This window comes from Streptomyces sp. NBC_00670, assembly GCF_036226765.1.
Lineage (GTDB): Bacteria > Actinomycetota > Actinomycetes > Streptomycetales > Streptomycetaceae > Streptomyces.
On record NZ_CP109017.1, the window covers coordinates 694113 to 713121 of the forward strand.

Genomic DNA, 19009 nt, shown 5'->3' on the forward strand with positions numbered 1-19009 from the left:
GTGAGGTGTCCGGAATGCGCCCTAGGGAGCGGTTTCGGACCCGCGCCGGGTCCCCGGCACGTGTCTGGGCCCGGCGGGCGGTCAGATCCAGATCGCGTAGACCTTGCCCGTGGAGGTGGAGAGGTAGACGGTGTCACCGGCGATCAGGGGGGTCGCGTGGACGGCCGTCCTGGTGGCGTACTGCCAGACCGTTCCGCCGGTGTCGGCGCGCAGCGCGTGCAGCACGCCGTCGCCGACCACGTAGACGGTGCCGTCCGCCACGACGGAGCCCGTGAGGTAGTCGGTGGCGAGGTCGCGTTTCCAGATCACCTTGCCGGACTTGGCGTCCAGTGCCCGCAGGAGGTTCCGCTCCGTGCCCGACATCTCGCTGACCAGGACGGTGTCGCCGGCCGCCGTCGGAGGGGAGAAGAACGTGCCGCTCCCGCGCGTGTCCCACAGCTTCCTCCCGGTGGCCGCGGACACGGCGTACAGGATGCTGTCGGTCAGATTGGGTGCGACGCCGCTGACGTAGACCGTGCCGCCGTCGACCGTCGCGGCGCCGAGCGAGTCGGCACCCGTGTCGCACTGCCAGCGGGTGTCTCCGGTGCCGGGGCGCAGCGCGAGGAGCACACCGTCGGTGCTGGTGTACAGGCTGTCACCGGCCGCGGTCACGGACGACCGGTCCTGCTCGCTTTCCCTGCTCCATTTCTCGGCGCCGGTTTTCGCGGAGGCCGCGTACAGCCAGGCGCGGCCCTTGGACTCGTCGCTCTCGGCGGTGCTGACGGTGTAGAGCGCCTCGCCGCGCACGGTCGGGGAGGCGTAGTCGCCGGCCGTGGACTGGACCCACCGCTTGGTGCCGGTGGCGGCGCGCAGCGCGTGCACCGTCCCGTCGACGCCGAGATAGACCGTGTCGCCGGCCGCCACGACGGCGGGGTTGATCGACTTCCGCTTGTGGCCCGGCGTGTACGTCCACTTCTTGGCACCGCTGTCGACGGACAGCGCGTGCAGGGCCCTGCTGCCGGCCACGTGGAGCAGGCCGTGGACGACGGTCAGAGTCGCCGCCTCGTTGTCGGACGTCTCGTCGTCCGCGTCGGCGACGGCGTACGACTTCCACCGCAGGGTGCCGGCCGAGCGCGACGCGGCGGAGGCGGCGCCGCCGCGGCCGATGCCGGACAGCCGGCCGCCGGCGCCGATTCCCGCCACGGCGGCGGCACCCGCCAGTCCGAGCAGCGCGCGCCGCCGGGTGGTTCCGGTCGCCCGCCCCGCGGCCGGTTCGCCCCGCGCCGTGGTTCCGGGGCCGGGGACGGCCGCACCGTCGGCGCCCGGCGTGGGCTCCCACGGCCCGAAGCCGCTCGTCGGCTCCGCCGGATCGAAGGCCGGTGGGGTGCTGCCGGCCTGCGGCACCATCCGGGCGACCGCCTGCGGCAGCCAGCCGCCGTCCACGGGGAACGCGGCGACGTGGCCGCCCTCGGCCCGGGACAGCAGTTCCGCCATGAGCCGGGCCGCGGTGGGGCGCCGCCCGGGGTCCTTCTCCAGGCATGCCTCCACCACGCCGCGCAGTGCCGGGGGGACGCGTTCCAGGGCGGGCGGCTCGTGCACCGTGCGGTAGGCGACGGCGTGCGACGCGCCGGTGCCGAACGGTGCCGCACCGGTGGCCGCGTACACCAGCACGGCGCCCAGGGAGAAGACGTCGGCGGCGGGGTCCGCCCGCGGGCCCGTGAGCTGTTCCGGGGACATGTAGCCGGGGGTGCCGACCATCGTGCCCGTCTGCGTCAGCGCGGTGGCCTCACTCACGGCGGAGATCCCGAAGTCGATGACCCGGGGCCCGTCCTGCGCGAGGAGGATGTTGGACGGCTTCAGATCCCGGTGCACCACGCCGACGGCGTGGATCCGGTTCAGCACCTCGGCCAGGCCCGCGCCCAGCCACAGCACGTGGTGCACGGGCCAGGGCCCGTATGCCTCGACGGCCGCTCCGAGTGCCATGCCCCGTACGTACTCCGTGGCCAGCCACGGCGGGCTTCCGGCCGGGTCGGCGTCGACCACCCCGGCGGTGAAGGCGCCGTTCACACGGCGGGCGGCGGCGACTTCCCGGGCGAACCGACGCCGGAACCCGGGCTCCTCGGCGAGATCGGGCCGGACGACCTTGACGGCGACGGTCCGGCCACTGGGCGACCGCCCCAGGTACACGCTGCCCATGCCGCCGGACCCGAGCCTGGCCACCAGCCGGTACGGTCCGACCTGCTCCGGGTCGATCGCCCGCAGCTCCGCGAACGGCTGCACCCGCCCCATCCCCCTCCTGGGCCCCAACGGCAACTGGCGTGTCATCATGCCATGTTGACGTGGGGGCCCTCGGGGACGAGGCCGGCGGTGCGCGGTCCGGCCCGTTCGTCCGGGCCGGACGGGCGCGGCACCGACGGATCAGGCGTGCCGGTGCGAGCGGCGGTCACCGGTGACGAGCCGGTAGAGCACGAGCAGGATCAGCGAGCCGACGATGGCGGCGATCCATGTCGACAGTTCGAAGAAGCCGTCGACCGAGTCGACACCGAAGATGACCTTGCCGAGCCAGCCGCCCAGCAGACCGCCGGCGATGCCGATCAGCATGGTGATGATGATGCCGCCCGGGTCCTTGCCCGGCAGCAGCAGCTTGGCGATGGCGCCGGCGATGAGTCCGATCAGGATCCACGCGATGATGCCCACGGAGTCCTCCACTCTCTGGATGAGATGTACATGCCGTCGCATGTGCGTTCCTCATCCGTCTGCGCCGTGAAGGCCGTCGCAAACCCACCGTGTGTCCGGCGCCGGGTTTCCGGAAGCTCCCTCCCCCGAGGGCTTCGTACGGGAACCCGGCGCCGGGGTGCTCCGGGGGCCCTCCCCCGCGGGGCCCGGCCGGAGCGGTGCGGCGCCGCCCGGGTCACGCCCGGAGCGTGCGGGCGAGCGCCGTGGCCGCGGTGGTGAGCTCCGGGTCGTTCTCGGTGAGCAGCGGGCCGAGGAGGTGCCGGTCGGCCCGGACCGCCCGGCGTGCCTGCCGCTCCCAGCCGACCCAGTCCTCGCCCTGGTGGAGCAGTTTCGGGTACGAGGCGGCCGTCAGCTCCCACTGGCGGGCCTCGGCGATGTTCCTGAGCAGGTCGACGACGCCGGCCCGGCACGTGACGTGCGGGAGGCGGGCGATCTCCCAGAGGAAGGGCACCGTGGGCGCGGTGGCCTGTTCGACCACGAAGCCGTACTGGCAGATCCGCTCACGCAGTTCGGCCAGGGCGGTGCGGGCCACGGGACCGTCGCCCCAGGCCACGAGGTTCAGCAGGGACGGGACGGCCGCCGCGGAGCCCCGGGAGTCCCGGATCCGGCCCCAGGGCACCCGGGCGAGGTTTCTGAGCGGTGCCGTCACGTCCGCCGCGGCCGGCGTCGCCGGCCGGCGCTCCACTGAGGTCTGCTCGGTTGTAGCGGCGCTCATGATGTCGGGCCCTTCCACGGCAGTCACGTCGGTTGTGCGGCGAAGCGGGTCGTACGCGGCGTTACGCGCAGGTCGAGAACCTGCGAAGGGTGCGCGTCCCGCTCCGCTGCGACACGGCACATGCCTGATGTCACGTCAGATGACGGCGCCAGGGCGGGGGTTGACGCCGCTGCTATTATCCATGCCGAGAGTGAGTTCGTGCAATTGCACGGGAAATTTCATAGAAGTTGGCCGGATGCGGTCCCCACCGCCCGGTCGGCGACCGCCCACGGGCCAGTGCCCGCGCGCGTTCCACGGAACGACGGAACATCAGCAAGGAGAGTGCGGTGCCCCACGTAGCCAATGGAGTGCAGGCAAGCTCGTTGGACGCCCGGTGGATCAAGAGCCGGCACAGCAACGCGGAGGGCAACTGCGTCGAAGTGGCCGCCCTGACCGACGGCGGCGTCGCGATGCGCAACTCCCGTGATCCCCACGGTCCGGCCCTGGTCTACACGCCCGCGGAGATCGCCGCGTTCCTGGCCGGGGCGAAGGAGGGGGAGTTCGACCACCTCGTGTGAGCCCCGGACCCGGTGCGGGCCCGGCACAGCTCCGCTACGGCAACTCCCGGGTGTGCGCCCGCACTTCCGGCAGCCGCCGAAGCGGAGCCGGGGCCTGCCACTTCCGGCGTCCTCCGCTGCCGGCGCCGCCCGGGGTGCGATAATGCAGTCCCGTACCCTGCCGGTCGACTGGGAGCCGAGATGTCCTCCACGCAGCACCGCGCCTCCCGTCTGGAACCGTATCTCGACCGGACCGAGCCCGCGCCGACGCTGCTGAAGATGCTGGTCGGCGTGCAGCTCACCGGCTTCCGGGAGGACGCCCACCTGTCGCAGGAACAGGCCGCGCGCGCCCTGGGGTTCAGCCCCGCCAAGCTCTCCCGCATCGAGGCCGGCAAGGGCCGCCGCCCGCCCGTCGAGGCGGACGTGCGCGCACTGCTCGACCTGTACAAGGCCAACGAGTACGAGGCCTCGGTGCTGTTGAAGCTGCTGCGGCGCGCGGGCGAGCCCGGCTGGTGGCAGCGGTACGACAAGCGGCTGATGCCCGAGTGGTTCGACCGGCTGGTCGGCCTCCAGGAGGCGGCCGCCGCCATCCGTACGTTCGAAATCCAGTACGTGCCGGGGCTGTTGCAGACCCCGGCCTACACGCGCGCCATCGTCGAGCGCGGACTGCCGACCGCGCCGGCGAGCGAGGTGGAGCGCCGTGTGGAGCTGCGGACCCGGCGGAAGCGGCTGCTGGAGCGCCCGGAGGCACCGCAGTTCTGGGCGGTCCTGGACGAGTCGGTGGTGCTGCGGGTGCTGGGCAGCAAGGAGATCATGCGGGAGCAGCTGCTGCATCTGATCGAGATGGCCGCGCTGCCGAATGTGACGGTGCAGATCATCCCGCTGGACGTCACCCGGGCCTCCGCCCCGGCCATCCCCGTGACGTACCTGCGCTTCGGCGGCTCGCATCTGCCGGACGTCGTCTACCTGGAGCACATCAAGAGCGCCAACTACCTCGAGGACCGCGACGAGACGGAGGAGTACCGGCTCGCGCTCGACCGGCTGGCCGACGAGGCGCTCGATCCCCGGCAGTCCCTGGAACTGCTGCGCGAGACGGTGGAGAGCAGGTACCCGGCGTCCTGACGCCGACGGATCGCCGGACCGGGGCGGCCGGCCTCCGACGTCCCGGCCGCCGCCGGTTCAGGACACGCGCGCCACCCTCACGGCTCCGCGTGCCACGCCGCTGCTCAGGGCACGCGCGCCACGCCGCCGAACTCGATCCATTCCTGTGTCTGCTGCCGGGGCGCCACCTCGGTGTCCGGGCGCCAGGTGGACACCTCCACCAGCCCCGGCTCCAGGATCTCCAGCCCCTCGAACAGCTCGGCCACGTCCTGCTCCCGGCGCACCCGGCCCCAGTTGCCCTGCGTGGTGGTGTCCATGAAGTCGGTGACGAAGTCCCGCACCTCGGGGTCCTCGCTCACGAGCTGGCACATGACCAGGAGGCTGCCGGGCGCGAGCCGCTCCCGGACCCGGCGGGCAAGGGCGAGCGGGCCGTCGGTGTCGCTGTCCGGGATGCAGTGCATCACCGACACGAACAGCACACCCACCGGCTCGGAGAAGTCGATCAGCCGCCGGGTGTCCGGGTGGGAGAAGATCCCCTCGGTGTCCCGCATGTCCGCCTGGATGACGGCCGTGCGGTCGTTCTGGTCGAGCAGGGCGCGGCCGTGCACCAGCACCATCGGGTCGTTGTCGACGTACACCACCCGCGACTCGGGGTCGATGCGCTGGGCGACCTGATGGACGTTGTCCTGGGTGGGCAGGCCGGAGCCGTGGTCGAGGAACTGCCGGATGCCGTAGTCCTCGGCGAGCACCCGGACCACGCGCTGGAGGAAGCGGCGGTTGTTCACGGCCAGCACGCGCGTGCTGGGCACGACCTTGTCGAGTTCGTCGACCGCCGCCCGGTCCGCCGCGTAGTTGTCCTTGCCCCCGAGGTAGTAGTCGTACATGCGCGCGGCCGTGGGCACCGTCGCGTCGATCTCCCTGGACAACTCCCTGCCAGGCTGCATTGGTTCCCCCAGAATCCGTACCGCGTGCGCCGCTCGGCAGCATCAGACAGTACCGCGTCCGCAGCCGCTGTTCGACGGTTCCGCGAGGAACGGTCCCGACCCGTACGGTCCTCGCGCGCCCGGGGTGCGCCGGGGGCGTGCGCGTAGGAGCGTAGGCGGGGAAGAGGAACCGGGCCGGCAGAGGGGAACGCCATGGACGGGCGTGTGGCGCTGCGCCGCGACCGCCGGGAGGAGCGGGGCTGGCTGCGCGGCGCCCCGCCGCCCCGGTCCGTGCGTCTGCTTCCGTTCGCCCTGCTGCTGGGGATCTCGCTGGCGGGGCTGGTCAGCGGGCACTCGCTGGACATCGGCTTCCTCGTCGGCGCCGTCCCGCCGCTGGCGGTGCTGTCGTACGGGCCGCTGGCGACCGGGGTCCTCGGCGCTCTGGCCGTCCTGCTGCTGTACATCCCGGCGGTGCGGGTCGACCATCCCGGCAACACCGACCTGCTGACCATCTGCTTCGTCGCCGTCCTCAGCGTCTTCGCCGCGCTGGTGCGCAGCCGCCGCGACGCCCACCTCGTCACCGTGCGCACGGTCGCGGAGGCCGCGCAGTTCGCCGTGCTGCCGCCGCTGCCGGAGCGGGTCGGCCCGGTGCGGTGCGCGGGTCTGTACCGGGCGGCCGGGCGGGAGGCGCTGGTCGGGGGCGACTTCTTCGACATCCGGGACAGCCCGTACGGGATCCGGGCGGTGGTGGGCGACGTCCAGGGGCACGGTCTTTCGGCCGTCGGGACGGTGGTCTCGCTGCTGGGCGCGTTCCGGGAGGCGGTGCTCGACCAGCCGGACCTGCGGGACGTCGTGGCCCGGCTGGACCGCAGGCTGGTGACCGACACGGCGGGCACCGAGCACGCCGAGCTGTTCGCGACGGCGGTGCTGCTGGAGTTCTCCGCGGGGGCGCGGGAGGTGTGCGTGATGTGCTGCGGGCAGCCGCCGCCCCTGCTGCTGCGCGACGGGCGGGCGGTCGCGCTCGACGTGCCGGAGGCGCCGCCGCTCGGTCTCGGACTGGACGAGGGGGCACCGGTGCCCGAGGGGGTGCGGGTGCCGCTGCGGCCCGGCGACCGGTTGTTCGTGGTCACCGACGGGGTGACCGAGGCACGGGACGCGGCGGGGCGGTTCTATCCGCTCGGGGAACGGCTCGCGGGCCTCGCGGGCGCGGGGATCGCGCCCGCGACGGCGGTCCGGCGGGTGTGGGCGGACCTCGGCCGGTTCGCCGCGCGGCTCGACGACGACGTGACGATGCTGGTGCTGACCCCCGAGTCGCCGGGTCCGGAGGGCGCGAAGGCTTAGGGTCTGTCGTTTGATGTGCGTGCCAGACCCCGCGTCTGCGAGCTGATCCAAACGACAGGCCCTAGTAGTGCTTCGTTACGTTGAGTGATCTCGGCTGGTGGTGGGCAGCCTCCCAGGATGAGGCTGGGGGAGGTGGAACGGCTCCGGGGCGAGTTGGCGGGGTTCGTTGCCGATGTGTTCGGGTCGTTGCCGCGCCGGGATCAGCGGCGGTGGGGCGAGTGTTATCTGCGGGGCCTGATGCTCGACGGCCGGCGCAAGTCGGTCCAGCCGATGGCCGAGCGGCTGCCGGACGGGAACATGCAGGCCCTGCAGCAGTTCGTGAACCAGTCGCCGTGGGATCCGCTGCCAGTCAGGCAGCGGATCGCTGAGCGGCTGTCCGAGGTGATCACTCCTGAGGTGTGGGTGATCGACGACGTGTCGTTCCCCAAGTGCGGCAAGGCGTCGGCCGGGGTGGCCCGCCAATACTGCGGAGCGGTCGGCAAACGCGCGAACTGCCAGGTCGCGGTCAGCGTCCATGCCGCCACCGACACCGCGTCCTGCCCGCTGAACTGGGAGTTGTATCTGCCGCGCGAGTGGACGGACGAACCGGACCGCTGCCGCCGGGCCGGAGTCCCCGACGACGTCGTCCACCAGGAGAAGTGGCGTCTCGCGCTCGGCCTGCTCGACAGCCTGACCGACTGGCGGTTGAAGGCGCCGGTCGTGGTCGCCGACGCCGGCTACGGCGTCAGCACCCCCTTCCGCCTCGGCCTCGAGAAGCGAGGACTGTCCTACGTCCTCGCGCTGACCGGCAAGGAAGTCGCCCACCCGGAGGAGGTCGAGCCGCACCAGCCCGTCTACGGCGGGCTCGGACCGCCGACCCTGCCCCGCTACCGCACCCCACCCCGAGCCGTTTCCGCCCTTGCGGCGCGGGCCAGTGCCAGCCGGTTCACCGAGGTGACCTGGAGGCAGGGCAGCAAAGGCGCGATGACCTCACGGTTCGCGGTGCTGACAGTGCGGCCCGCGGGCAAGCAATGCCTGGCCGCTGCCCAGGAGGCGGGCGGCGGCCGCAACCACTGGAACGGAGTCCTGCCCTCCCAGACCCTGCTGGTCGAATGGCCGGACGGCCAGGACGCTCCGACCGGCTACTGGATATCAAACCTGCCCGCCACCACCCCGGTCGCTGACCTGGTGCGGTGGGCGAAGATGCGCTGGCGCATCGAGCACGACTACCGCGAGCTCAAGCACGGACTCGGGCTGGACCACTTCGAAGGCCGCACCTGGCGCGGCTGGCACCACCACGTCACCCTCGTCACCGCCGCCCAGGCCTTCCTCACCCTCCGGCGGCTCGACCCAAAAGCCCACATGCCGGCCTGACCCTCTACCAGGTCCTCGATGTCCTCCAGGACCTGCTGAGGTGCTGGACCGGCACCTGCACCACCTGCGGTCGACCACTCACCACACGCAGAATCAGACCCAGAACCTAACGAAGCACTACTAGGGTCGATGGATGGCGAAGTACTTCGACGTTCATCCGGACAACCCCCAGGCGCGCACCATCGGGCAGGTTGCCGACAGCATTCGTGACGGTGCGCTCGTGGTGTATCCGACGGACTCCTGTTTCGCTCTCGGGTGCCGGCTGGGCAGCCGGGACGGGATGGAGCGGATCCGGACCATCCGGCAGCTCGACAGCCGGCACCACTTCACCCTGGTCTGCCGGGACTTCGCACAGCTCGGCCAGTTCGTCCGGGTCGACAACGACGTGTTCCGCGCGGTGAAGGCGTCCACGCCCGGCAGCTACACGTTCATCCTGCCGGCCACCCCCGAGGTGCCGCGCAAGCTGCTGCACCCGAAGAAGCGGACGGTCGGCGTGCGCATCCCCGACCACCGGGTCGCCCAGGCGCTCCTCGCCGAGCTGGGCGAGCCGCTGCTGTCCAGCACGCTGCTGCTGCCGGACGAGGAGGAGCCGATGACGGTCGGCTGGGAGATCAAGGAGCGGCTCGACCACGTCGTCGACGCGGTGATCGACTCCGGGGACTGCGGCACCGAGCCGACGACGGTGGTCGACTTCTCGGGCGGCGAGGCGGAGATCGTCCGCCGGGGCGCGGGGGACCCGTCCCGGTTCGAGTGAACGGCGGGCGGGGCCGAGGGGAGGCGCCGTCGGCCTGGGTCCGCGGCCGGCGCGGGCCGCGGGGCGGCGGGGCCTGCCGCCGGTGTACGTCTGCGGCCGGTGGGGCCGTTGCCGGGTGGACCGGCGGCCCCACCGGCCCGCGTGCCGCGGGACCGTCCACGCGGGGCGTGGCGGAACGCGGGCCGCGCGGCCGGGTGACGGTCGGCCGGGTGGCGCCGACGGCCGCCGCGGTCCCGCGACGGCGGGCGGCGGCCGTCGCCTCCCTGCCCACGGGAGGCGGTTCCTCGGGCGGCCGGTGCGCGGAGCGCGTCCGGCCGCACACCCACGGTCCTGCACCCGGGGACGGGGCGCCAGACGCGATCCGGCCTGTGCGTCCGGCATTTTCCAGCGGCAGGGGCGCGCGCGCACGCAGGTCACGGGCGGGGGCCTGGCACATGCGGGGGCGCGGGCGGCTTTGAACAGGGGCGTCGGGCCGCCCGGCGGTGGCCGGTCTCACCGCCCCGGGCGCGTGCCGTACGCCCGCTTCCGTACGGCCCGCGCCCGGGGCGCAAGCGGAGGGGGGCCGCCGGGAGCGGGCCGTACGGAGTGGGGCGCACTGATCACCGTCAGTCTCCCACCGACCGCGCTCCGCGTCGCGCCGGAGGGCGGTCCCGCGTCCCGTGGGTGGAGGCACAGCCCCAGGTGAGCCGTGCCGCGTCTCTCCCGAGATGCGGAAAGGGGGTGTTTGGCCGCAGAGTGGCAGGGCAAGCGGAATTTCGTGCTTCGGACCGGAGGCGCGCCAGCGGGAGCGGTACATCGGCTCTCCCGGACTTCCGGTGAGCCGAGCGATCCGCCTCCCACGGTCATCCCTGACAGCATCGTGGAGGAGCTGTTCCGCATGCTCACTGACACCCCCACAAGCCGTCCCGGCGCCCCCGCTCGTCCCACCCCCCGTGGACCGCGAGCGCACGACGACGCGCCCGACACGGCTTCGGACTTCGCCCGGCTCGCCGCCCTGGAGGACGGCCCCGAGCGCGAGGCCCTGCGCGACGAGCTGGTGACGGCCTGGCTGCCCATGGCCCACCGCATCGCCGGTCGCTTCCGCGACCGCGGTGAATCGCTCGAGGACCTGCGCCAGGTCGCGGCCCTCGGCCTGGTCAAGGCCATCGACCGGTACGACTGCGAGCGCGGCGCGTTCGAGAGTTACGCCGTGCCGACCATCACCGGCGAGATCAAACGGCACTTCCGTGACCGCATGTGGGCCCTGCGGGTGCCCCGGCGGGTGCAGGAACTGCGCAACAAGGTGCGCGTCGCCCGCCGCGAGCTGATGCAGAGCCCCGGCTCCCCCGAGCCGTCCGCCGCCGACGTGGCCCGGCACACCGGGCTGACGGAGGAGGAGGTCGGCACCGGGATGGAGGCGCTGGAGAGCTTCAGCACCCTGTCGCTGGACGCGGCGATGTCCGCCGACGACGACGCCTACAGCCTGGCCGACACCCTCGGGGTCGCGGAGGCGAGCTACGACGTCGTCGTCGACCGCGAGGCCGCGAAGGAGGGGCTGCGGCGCCTGCCCGAGCGGGAGCGGGCCATCCTGTACATGCGGTTCTTCCAGGACATGACCCAGAACCGCATCGCGGACCGCCTCGGCATCTCGCAGATGCACGTCTCGCGGCTGATCAGCCGCAGTTGTGCGCGAGTGCGGGAAGAGGCCATCGGACGCGGTGCCGACCGCCGCGAGCCCGGGCGTACGGACGCCGGGTGAGCGCCCCGCATCCGCACCGCACCGGGTCTCCACCCACCTCGTCCGCTCCACCCTCCTCGCCCCCTCCGGTCCGCTCGGCCGCCGACGGACTCTCCGCCTGTGACCACCAAGGAGTGCACATGCTGATGCCTCACCCCGCGACGCTGCGCAAGCTCGTCGAGGAGTACCAGGCGCTCGCCGCCCTGGAGGCCGCCGACGGCGCCGCCAAGTCCGGGGCGCGCGTCCAGGACCTCGCGTACACGCTGTGCGTGTCCACCGGCACCCGGGACGTGCAGCAGGCACTGGACTACGCGCGGCAGTACCTGGCCGCCGCCGGCGAGCAGGTCGTGCCGGCCGTCACCCCGCTGCGTACGCGCCCCGGTGTGCGCCGGGACGGGGCGATGTCCGTGCGGGAACCCGTCGAGGGCGTCGGTTTCTGAACCGGCCGCGGCCTGCGGGCGGCCCCGTCGCGGCGGCGGGGCCGCCTCGTTACAGCCGCGGCCGGACGGGCACCCGGAGGGCAGCCGGGCCCGGCCCCTTCGGCCGGCCCCGGGTCCGTACGGGCAGCAAGAGGAGACACCATGACGACGTCACAACCCGATCCGTCCCAGCCCTCCGGGCCCACCGGCGAGCGCGCCACGCCGGACGCCCTGCTGCACGCCCGCTCCGACGGCGAGGTCTCCCCGGAGGACGTGGTGCTCGCCTCGGGCAAGGACATCACCGAGCACAACCTGGACTGGGCCAGGCGCAAGCTCGCGGCGGAGGGTCCGGCCGCGCTGGACAAGCTCCTGCCCTGACCCCCGCGTTCACCCGGTTCCCCGTGTCCCCGGCCAGGGACGCGGGGAACTGACGCGAGCAACCCGCAACGAACCGGTACCTGTCCACAACGACCGCTTGACTACCACCTGTCACACACGATTGGCTCCGGGCGAGCGACAAGCCCGGATCACCGGTGCACTCCCCCGTGCAGCCGCCGGCATCGCTGCCTTCCCTTCGGCTCGGCCGCACAGCGAGGTGCCGCACCACCATGAAGACCACTCCCCCGTCCCGCCGCTCCCCGGCGTCCGCGCGCCGCACCGCCCTCGCCGCGGGAGCCGTCGCCGTCGTCCTGCTCGCGGCGGCCTGCTCCGGCTCGGACGCGGGGGCGGACGCCGACGCGGCGGGGAAGGCCGCCGACGGGCGGATGCGGATCGCCCTGATCACGCACGGCGCCGAGGGCGACGCCTTCTGGGAACGGGTGCGCGCGGGCGCCGACGCCGCCGCCGCGAAGGACCACATCGACCTGACCTACGCGAGCGACCCGGACGCCGCCGCCCAGGCCGACCTGGTGCGGGACGCCGTGCGCGACCGGGTGGACGGCATCGCGGTGACGCTGGCCAAGCCGGAGGCCATGCGGGCGGTGGTCGCCGAGGCACGGTCCGCCAAGATCCCGGTGGTCGGCCTCAACTCCGGCATCGACGCCTGGAAGTCGGACGGTCTGCTGGAGTACTACGGCCAGGACGAGAGCGTCGCCGGCCGTGCCGTCGGCGACAAGCTGGACAGTCTCAAGGCCAAGCACACGCTGTGCGTCATCCACGAGCAGGGCAACGTGGCGCTGGAGGCGCGCTGCGCCGGGGTGAAGAAGACGTTCGACGGCCGCACGGACATCCTCTACGTGGACGGCACCGACATCCCGGCGCTCACCGCCGCCGTCACCTCCCGGCTGCGCCAGGACCCGACCGTCGACGAAGTCGTGGCCAACGGCGCGCAGTTCGCGCTGGCGTCCGTGAAGGCCGTGAAGGCGGCGGGCAGTCGCGCCGACGTCTCCACGTTCGACCTCAACGCGGACCTGGTGAAGGCCGTGCGGAGCGGCGACGTGCGGTTCGCCGTGGACCAGCAGCCGTATCTTCAGGGCTATCTCGCCGTGGACGGGCTGTGGTTGTACCGCACCAACGGCAACCTCAGCGGCGGCGGCACGGCACCGGTGCTCACCGGGCCCGCCTTCGTGACCAAGGAGAACGCCGCCGAGGTCGCCAAGTACGCGGCGGGTGGCACCCGTTGAGCCGCCGGGCCGCCGCCCGGCCGGTCCGGACGGGGGCTCACGGTGCGTACGAGCACCGGTACGGATAGCATCGGCGCACCCCGCCCGCGTGCGGGACGCCCGCGACCACCCCCTCGCGCCCGTCCCCCCGCCCGCACTCCCGTCCCCGTCCCTGTCCCCGTTCCGTTCCGTTTCCGCCCTTCGCTCCTGCCCCCGCTGCTCCCCCTAGGACGACGATGTCTCCACGGACAGCCGCCCGACGCCGGCTCGGCTCCATACGTCTCTCGCTGATCCTGCTGGCCCTGGTGCCCAGCATCACGCTCGCCGCGATCTGGGGCGTGACGACGACGCAGATGTTCGCCGAGGGGCTGCGGCTGCGGAACCAGACGGAGCTCAGCCGGTCGACCGGCGCGATGGGCACCGACGCCACGCTGGCGCTGCAGCGCGAACGCGGCCTGTCCGCCGCGTGGCTGGCCTCCCCGCACGGCTCCCGCTCCGCCCTGGACGCCCAGCGCCGTGAGACGGACGAGGCCATCGCCAAGCTGGTGGGGCGCTCGGAGGCGATCCGCAGCGCCCCCACCCGGATCTCGGAGCGGATGTACTCCGTGATCGCCTCGACGAAGAGCCTGGAGTACTACCGCGGCCAGGTGGACCACCTCACCGACATCACCGCGTCCCAGGTGCTGGACCAGTACACCTCGATCATCGACGACCAGATCCACGCCTTCCAGGAGCTGTCCCAGGTCGACGACGGCGACCTCACCTCGCAGGCCGGGCCGCTGGTGGCCCTGGAGCACGCGGCGGAGCTGGTCTCGCAGGAGGACGCGCAGCTCACCCTCGTCTGGCCGTCCGGGAAGCTGGACGACGCCTCGTGGACGCAGTTCACCCAACTCGTCGGCGCGCAGCGGTGGGTGGTGCAGGACCAGGTCGTGCCGTCGCTGCGCGGGGCGGCCAAGGCCCGTGCCGAGCAGATCATGCAGGGCACGGACTGGGCGACGCTGCGGCACGTCGAGGACGAGGTGTTCCAGGCCGGGGTCACCGGCCGGACGAAGGACCGTGACGTCCGGCTGCCGGACAGCCACCAGCGGTGGGACCACGCCCTCGACCGGCTCTCCACGCAGTACGCGCAGCTGATCCGGCAGCAGACCGACCAACTGCTCGACCGCAGCGCGGACAACGCCGACGCGCTGCTGGTGAAGGCGGCCTGGCTGAGCGCCGGCGGGCTGCTCGCGCTGCTGGTCTGCGTCGTCCTGTCCTGGCGCATCACCCGCTCGCTCTCCCGGCGGCTGCGCGGGCTGCGCGAGGCCACCCTGAGCCTGGCGCACAAGCGGCTGCCCGAGGTGGTGGCCCGGCTCGACCGGGGCGAGAAGGTGGACGTCGACGCGGCCGCCCCGCCGCTGGACTACGGGCGCGACGAACTGGGCCAGGTGGCACAGGCGTTCAACACCGCGCAGCGCACCGCCGTGCACACCGCGGTGGAGCTCGCCGACACCCGGCGCGGCTTCCAGAAGGTCATCCTGGGCATCGCGCGGCAAAGCCAGAACCTGGTCAACCTCCAGCTCAGCAAGCTCGACGCGCTGGAGCGCGAGCACGAGGACCCCAAGGTGCTCGCCGGGCTGTACGCGCTGGACTCCACCGCCAGCCAGCTGCGCCGCTACGAGGAGAACCTCGTGATCATCAGCGGCGAGCAGCCCCGCCGGAGCTGGACCGAGCCGGTCGCCCTGATCGACATCCTGCGCAGCGCCGTCGGCGAGATCGCCCAGTACCAGCGGGTGGAGGTGCACACCGACGAGGAGCTGTACCTGGCGCCGCCCGCGGTGGCCGACGCGATCCACCTGCTGGCCGAGCTGATCGACAACGCGACGGTGTACTCACCCGCGCCCAGCCCGGTCGGAGTGCGGGCCGCGACGGTGGCCAAGGGGCTGGCGATCGAGATCGAGGACCGCGGGCTCGGCATGTCCGAGGAGGAGTACGCGGCGTTCAACGCGCAGCTCGCCGAGGCCCCGCAGTTCGACGTCGTCGCGCTCGCCGACGACCTGCGGCTCGGCATGTTCGTCGTGGCCCGGCTGGCCGTCCGGCACGGGATCGCCGTCACGCTGCGGTCCTCGCCGTACGGCGGGACGACGGCGATCGTGCTGATCCCGGACGACATCGTGGTGCGCGACCCCGCCGCGCACGCGGGCGGGGGCGCGGCCGGGCGCGCCGCGGACGGCGTCGTCGGGGGCTCCTCCCCCGGCGGGGTGCCCGGCCCGCGGTCCGCGGGCCGGGACGGTTCGGCGGTGCCCGCCGACGGCGCGGGCGGCGAGGCCGCCGAGGTGGCCGAAGGCTCCGGGAGCCCGTCGGGCGACGGTTCCGCGCCCGCCGGGCCGGGCGCGGCGGGCGGTGCGGCGGTGGATGCCGGGGGCGCGGCCGGTTCCGGCCGGGGCGGCCGGTCCGCGGCGGGCGAGCCGTCCGCGGCGGGCGAGCCGTCCGGCGCGCGGGCGTCCGGGACGGGCGCATCCGGTGGGACCGCTTCCGGTACGGGCCCGTCCGGCGGGAGCTCGTCCGCAGGGAGCTCGTCCGGCGGGAGCGCGTCCGGCGGCGGACGGCCCGCCCCGCTGCCGCGCCGGGTACCGCAGAGCAGTCTGGCGGCCGAACTGCTGGCGGATCCCCCGCCGGGGTCCGGTGCGGACGCCGGGGAGGAGTTCACCCCCGAGGAGGCCGCCTCCTCCCTCGCCGGGTTCCAGCGCGGCACCCGCGCGGCCCTCGACGACACGCCCTTCGACGACGCTGCCGCCGGCCGCGTCGACGGCGACCGCGAGGGGGAGACCGCCTCCGCAGAAACGTAGCCCCCTCCCCGACGGCGCGGCCCCTTCCGCCGCCCCCGTCCCGACTCCGCTGCCCGATCGCTCATGAAGGACTGAACAGATGTCACGCCCCGCCCCCGCCACACACAGCCAGCTCGATCAGCTGCTCACCGGAATGGTGGAGCGCGTCGCCGAGGTGAACCACGCCGTCGTGCTCTCCGAGGACGGACTGGTGGTCAGCAAGTCCACCGCGTTCGTCCGCGACGACGCCGAGCGGCTCGCGGCCACCGCGTCCGGTCTGATGAGCCTGAGCCGGGGCGCCAGCATGGACTTCCGCGGCGGTCCGGTGCGCCAGGCGCTGATCGAGATGGCGCACAGCTATCTGATCATCACCGCCGCCGGGCCCGGCGCGCACCTCGCGGTGCTCACGCACAAGGGCGCCGACGTGGGCGTCGTCGCGTACCAGATGAACATGCTGGTGAAGAAGATCGGCGAGCACCTCAGCGCGGCTCCGCGCGCCACCGCCGGCCCCGCGGCCGACCGCGGCGAGTGAGGTGAGCGAAGGCGACGCGGCGGGCCGTCTGGTACGGCCGTTCACGCTGACCGGCGGCCGGACCCGGCCCAGCCGTGCCGACTTCACCCTGATCACCTCGGTGACGGCGGTGGATCCGCAGCCCGCCGGGGCGCCGCGGCCGCAGCCGGAGCACTCCCGCATCCTGCGGCTGTGCGCGCGGCCGGTCGTGGTGGCGGAGCTCGCCACCCTGCTGGACCTGCCGGTCAGCGTGGTCGCGATCATGCTCTGCGATCTGCTGGAAGCGGGCCGGATCACCGTGCACCCGCCGCGCACCGTCACCCGTAAACCGGATCTGGACCTGCTGCAGAAAGTGAGGGACGGCCTTGGCCGGCTCTGACCGCACCGCTCCCGTGGTCGCTCCGCCCGACACGGTCAAGATCCTCGTCGCCGGCGGTTTCGGCGTCGGGAAGACCACGATGGTCGGCTCGGTGAGCGAGATCGTGCCGTTGCGCACCGAGGAACTGCTGACCTCCGCCGGCCTCGGGGTCGACGACCTCGCGGGGATCGAGGAGAAACGTGTCACCACCGTGGCGCTGGACTTCGGGCGCATCACCATCAGCTCCGAGCTGGTGCTGTATCTGTTCGGTACGCCGGGACAGCAGCGGTTCTGGTTCATGTGGAACGACCTGGCCATAGGGGCGCTCGGGGCCGTGGTGCTCGTCGATGTGCGCCGGCCGGAGACGAGTTTCGCGGCGATCGACTTCTTCGAGCGGCGGCAGATACCTTTCGTCGTCGGCGTCAACGGCTTCTACGGCGAACATCCGTACGGGGCCGAGGAGGTGCGGGAGTCGCTGGCGCTGCCGGAGGGCGTGCCGGTGCTGCTGTGCGACGCGCGGGAGCGGGGCTCCTGCCGGGACGTGCTGATCGCGCTGGTGGACCGGGTGATCGCGTCCTCCGCGGGCGCCGACGCGTCGTAGGGCGCCCGCTACCGGGCGGTCCGGGTGCGCAGCCGGCGGAGCATGCGGGCGTCCTCTAAGCCGACCTCGCGTGCCGCCGACTCGGCCGTCGCGCCGGGCCGAGGAGGTGCTCGGCGCGTTCCAAGGTCGAGGACGACGCGGCTCATGCCGTGGATGCTGCCACGTCGGACGCGTAGTCGGCGACGGTGGCGATGCGGGCGAACCGGTCGCAGACCCACAGCTCCCCCACGCTTGACGACGTCCCACAGCGGGCGGGCGCGGAACGATTCCTGGACGTCGATGACGAGTGCTCGCTTCATGCGTCCGGTCCGAGCTGCGGGTACGCCCGTTGCGCAGACCCGATCCGGGCCCGTGCCGGAACGATCCGGTCACGGGCCCGGGTCCTGGGGGCGTGCGGGTGCGGCGGTCAGTGACCGCTGATCGCGTGGGGCTCGTACGGCTGCTCCAGGCGCTCGAGGTCCTTCTCGGACAGCTCGACGTCGAGCGCGGCGACGGCGTCCTCGACGTGCACGGGCCTGGTGGCGCCGACGACGGGGGCGGTCACCGTGGGCCGGTGCAGCAGCCAGGCCAGCGCGATCCGGGCCCGGGGCAGCTCGCGTTCGGCGGCGATCGCGGCGACGGCCTCGGCGATGCGGCGGTCGCCCTCGGGGTACAGGGTGCGGCCGAAGTTGTCCGTGCGGCTGCGGGCGGTGTCCTCGTCCCAGTCGCGGGTGAGCCGGCCGCGCGCCAGCGGGCTCCACGGCAGGACGCCGACGCCCTGGTCGGCGCAGAGCGGCAGCATCTCGCGCTCCTCCTCGCGGTAGAGGAGGTTGTAGTGGTTCTGCATGGACACGAACCGGGTCCAGCCGTTCAGCCGGGCCGTGTACTGGGCCTTGGAGAACTGCCAGGCGTACATCGAACTGGCCCCGATGTAGCGGGCCTTGCCCGCCTTCACCACGTCGTGCAGGGCCTCCATGGTCTCCTCGACGGGGACCTGCGGGTCGAAGCGGTGGATCTGGTAGAGGTCGACGTAGTCCGTGCCGAGGCGGCGCAGGCTCTGGTCGATCTCCGTCATGATCGCCTTGCGGGAGAGTCCGCCGCCGTTGGGACCCTCGTGCATCCGGCCGTGCACCTTGGTGGCGAGGACGATCTCGTCACGCCGGGCGTAGTCCTTCAGGGCGCGGCCGACGATCTCCTCGCTGGTGCCGTCGGAGTAGACGTTGGCGGTGTCGAGGAAGTTGATCCCGGCCTCCAGGGCCTGGCGGATCAGCGGCCGGGCGGCGTCCTCGTCGAGGGTCCACTCGTGGTTGCCGCGCGCGGGCACGCCGAAACTCATGCAGCCCAGGCATATCCGGGACACCTCGAGACCTGTCGTGCCGAGCTTCGCGTACTGCATCGATCACTCCTGTTCGCCGTGCGTCCCACGAAGGCGGGCGGACCTGCCCCCGAGGGGGTTCCCTGAGAGATCCCCGAGGAATCCCCCGAATGATCCCCGAGGTGTGGCCGGGACGGTGTCGCGGGCCGGAAGTCTGGGGGAAAGTGGTGGACATGGCAGATGTGTCCCCCGGTCCTCCGGGC

General features: G+C 73.1%; 19 protein-coding genes. 13 read left to right on the forward strand and 6 right to left on the reverse strand.

The genetic code is table 11. The features are described 5' to 3' along the window. Positions 1 to 81: 81 nt before the first annotated feature. From OIE12_RS02965 to OIE12_RS02975, 3 genes are all read right to left on the reverse strand, one after another. The gene (locus OIE12_RS02965; protein ID WP_329131386.1) at positions 82 to 2268 is read right to left on the reverse strand and encodes a serine/threonine-protein kinase; all 2187 of its coding nucleotides are present in this window, start codon (positions 2266 to 2268) and stop codon (positions 82 to 84) included. A gap of 129 nt (positions 2269 to 2397) precedes the next feature. Further along, on the reverse strand, positions 2398 to 2676 hold the full coding sequence (locus tag OIE12_RS02970; protein ID WP_329141710.1) for a GlsB/YeaQ/YmgE family stress response membrane protein: 279 nt from the start codon (positions 2674 to 2676) through the stop codon (positions 2398 to 2400). A gap of 214 nt (positions 2677 to 2890) precedes the next feature. Further along, positions 2891 to 3430 (reverse strand): hypothetical protein, encoded by a 540-nt coding sequence (locus OIE12_RS02975; RefSeq protein WP_329131388.1) that lies wholly within the window; start codon positions 3428 to 3430, stop codon positions 2891 to 2893. Between the two features lie 326 nt (positions 3431 to 3756). Here OIE12_RS02975 and OIE12_RS02980 point away from each other — a divergent pair, with 326 nt between their 5' ends. Both OIE12_RS02980 and OIE12_RS02985 read left to right on the forward strand, forming a co-directional pair. Next, a complete protein-coding gene (locus tag OIE12_RS02980) occupies positions 3757 to 3987 on the forward strand; it encodes a DUF397 domain-containing protein (protein WP_033225643.1) in 231 nt (76 codons plus the stop codon). Positions 3988 to 4167: 180 nt separating this feature from the next. After that, entirely contained in the window at positions 4168 to 5088 is a 921-nt protein-coding gene (locus tag OIE12_RS02985; RefSeq protein WP_329131391.1) for a helix-turn-helix domain-containing protein, read from the forward strand. 104 nt (positions 5089 to 5192) lie between these two features. Here OIE12_RS02985 and OIE12_RS02990 read toward each other — a convergent pair whose 3' ends face one another. Continuing rightward, positions 5193 to 6011, reverse strand: a complete 819-nt coding sequence (locus OIE12_RS02990; RefSeq protein WP_329131393.1) for an SAM-dependent methyltransferase — start codon at positions 6009 to 6011, stop codon at positions 5193 to 5195. 192 nt (positions 6012 to 6203) lie between these two features. Here OIE12_RS02990 and OIE12_RS02995 point away from each other — a divergent pair, with 192 nt between their 5' ends. The 11 genes from OIE12_RS02995 to OIE12_RS03045 all read left to right on the forward strand — a co-directional run bounded on the left by OIE12_RS02995 (position 6204) and on the right by OIE12_RS03045 (position 17452). Further along, complete coding sequence (locus OIE12_RS02995) at positions 6204 to 7331, forward strand: PP2C family protein-serine/threonine phosphatase (protein ID WP_329131395.1); 1128 nt, start codon at positions 6204 to 6206, stop codon at positions 7329 to 7331. 117 nt (positions 7332 to 7448) lie between these two features. Beyond that, complete coding sequence (locus OIE12_RS03000) at positions 7449 to 8684, forward strand: IS701 family transposase (RefSeq protein WP_329131397.1); 1236 nt, start codon at positions 7449 to 7451, stop codon at positions 8682 to 8684. A gap of 133 nt (positions 8685 to 8817) precedes the next feature. Continuing rightward, a complete protein-coding gene (locus OIE12_RS03005; RefSeq protein WP_030378049.1) occupies positions 8818 to 9438 on the forward strand; it encodes an L-threonylcarbamoyladenylate synthase in 621 nt (206 codons plus the stop codon). An 877-nt stretch (positions 9439 to 10315) separates the two neighbouring features. After that, positions 10316 to 11176: a SigB/SigF/SigG family RNA polymerase sigma factor gene (locus OIE12_RS03010; RefSeq protein WP_030378048.1), complete on the forward strand. Its 861-nt coding sequence runs from the start codon at positions 10316 to 10318 to the stop codon at positions 11174 to 11176. 119 nt (positions 11177 to 11295) lie between these two features. After that, positions 11296 to 11595 (forward strand): DUF5133 domain-containing protein, encoded by a 300-nt coding sequence (locus OIE12_RS03015; protein ID WP_329131400.1) that lies wholly within the window; start codon positions 11296 to 11298, stop codon positions 11593 to 11595. Positions 11596 to 11736: 141 nt separating this feature from the next. Then, positions 11737 to 11952 carry a hypothetical protein gene (locus OIE12_RS03020; protein WP_329131402.1) on the forward strand — a complete coding sequence of 72 codons (216 nt, stop codon included), beginning with the start codon at positions 11737 to 11739 and terminating at the stop codon, positions 11950 to 11952. A gap of 230 nt (positions 11953 to 12182) precedes the next feature. Next, the gene (locus OIE12_RS03025; protein ID WP_329131404.1) at positions 12183 to 13196 is read left to right on the forward strand and encodes a substrate-binding domain-containing protein; all 1014 of its coding nucleotides are present in this window, start codon (positions 12183 to 12185) and stop codon (positions 13194 to 13196) included. Positions 13197 to 13411: 215 nt separating this feature from the next. After that, a complete protein-coding gene (locus tag OIE12_RS03030; protein ID WP_329131406.1) occupies positions 13412 to 16003 on the forward strand; it encodes a sensor histidine kinase in 2592 nt (863 codons plus the stop codon). Between the two features lie 79 nt (positions 16004 to 16082). Further along, complete coding sequence (locus OIE12_RS03035) at positions 16083 to 16514, forward strand: roadblock/LC7 domain-containing protein (protein WP_329131407.1); 432 nt, start codon at positions 16083 to 16085, stop codon at positions 16512 to 16514. Position 16515: 1 nt separating this feature from the next. Then, positions 16516 to 16872: a DUF742 domain-containing protein gene (locus OIE12_RS03040; protein WP_329131410.1), complete on the forward strand. Its 357-nt coding sequence runs from the start codon at positions 16516 to 16518 to the stop codon at positions 16870 to 16872. Beyond that, the gene (locus OIE12_RS03045) at positions 16859 to 17452 is read left to right on the forward strand and encodes a GTP-binding protein (RefSeq protein WP_329131412.1); all 594 of its coding nucleotides are present in this window, start codon (positions 16859 to 16861) and stop codon (positions 17450 to 17452) included. Before OIE12_RS03040 ends, OIE12_RS03045 begins: the two co-directional genes overlap by 14 nt. 8 nt (positions 17453 to 17460) lie before the next feature. On the opposite strand, the gene OIE12_RS03050 is transcribed toward OIE12_RS03045, so the two are convergent. Continuing rightward, positions 17461 to 17598, reverse strand: coding sequence for a hypothetical protein (locus OIE12_RS03050; protein WP_329131414.1), 138 nt, complete (start codon positions 17596 to 17598; stop codon positions 17461 to 17463). A gap of 260 nt (positions 17599 to 17858) precedes the next feature. Next, a complete protein-coding gene (locus OIE12_RS03055; protein WP_329131415.1) occupies positions 17859 to 18827 on the reverse strand; it encodes an aldo/keto reductase in 969 nt (322 codons plus the stop codon). Positions 18828 to 19009 lie beyond the last annotated feature (182 nt).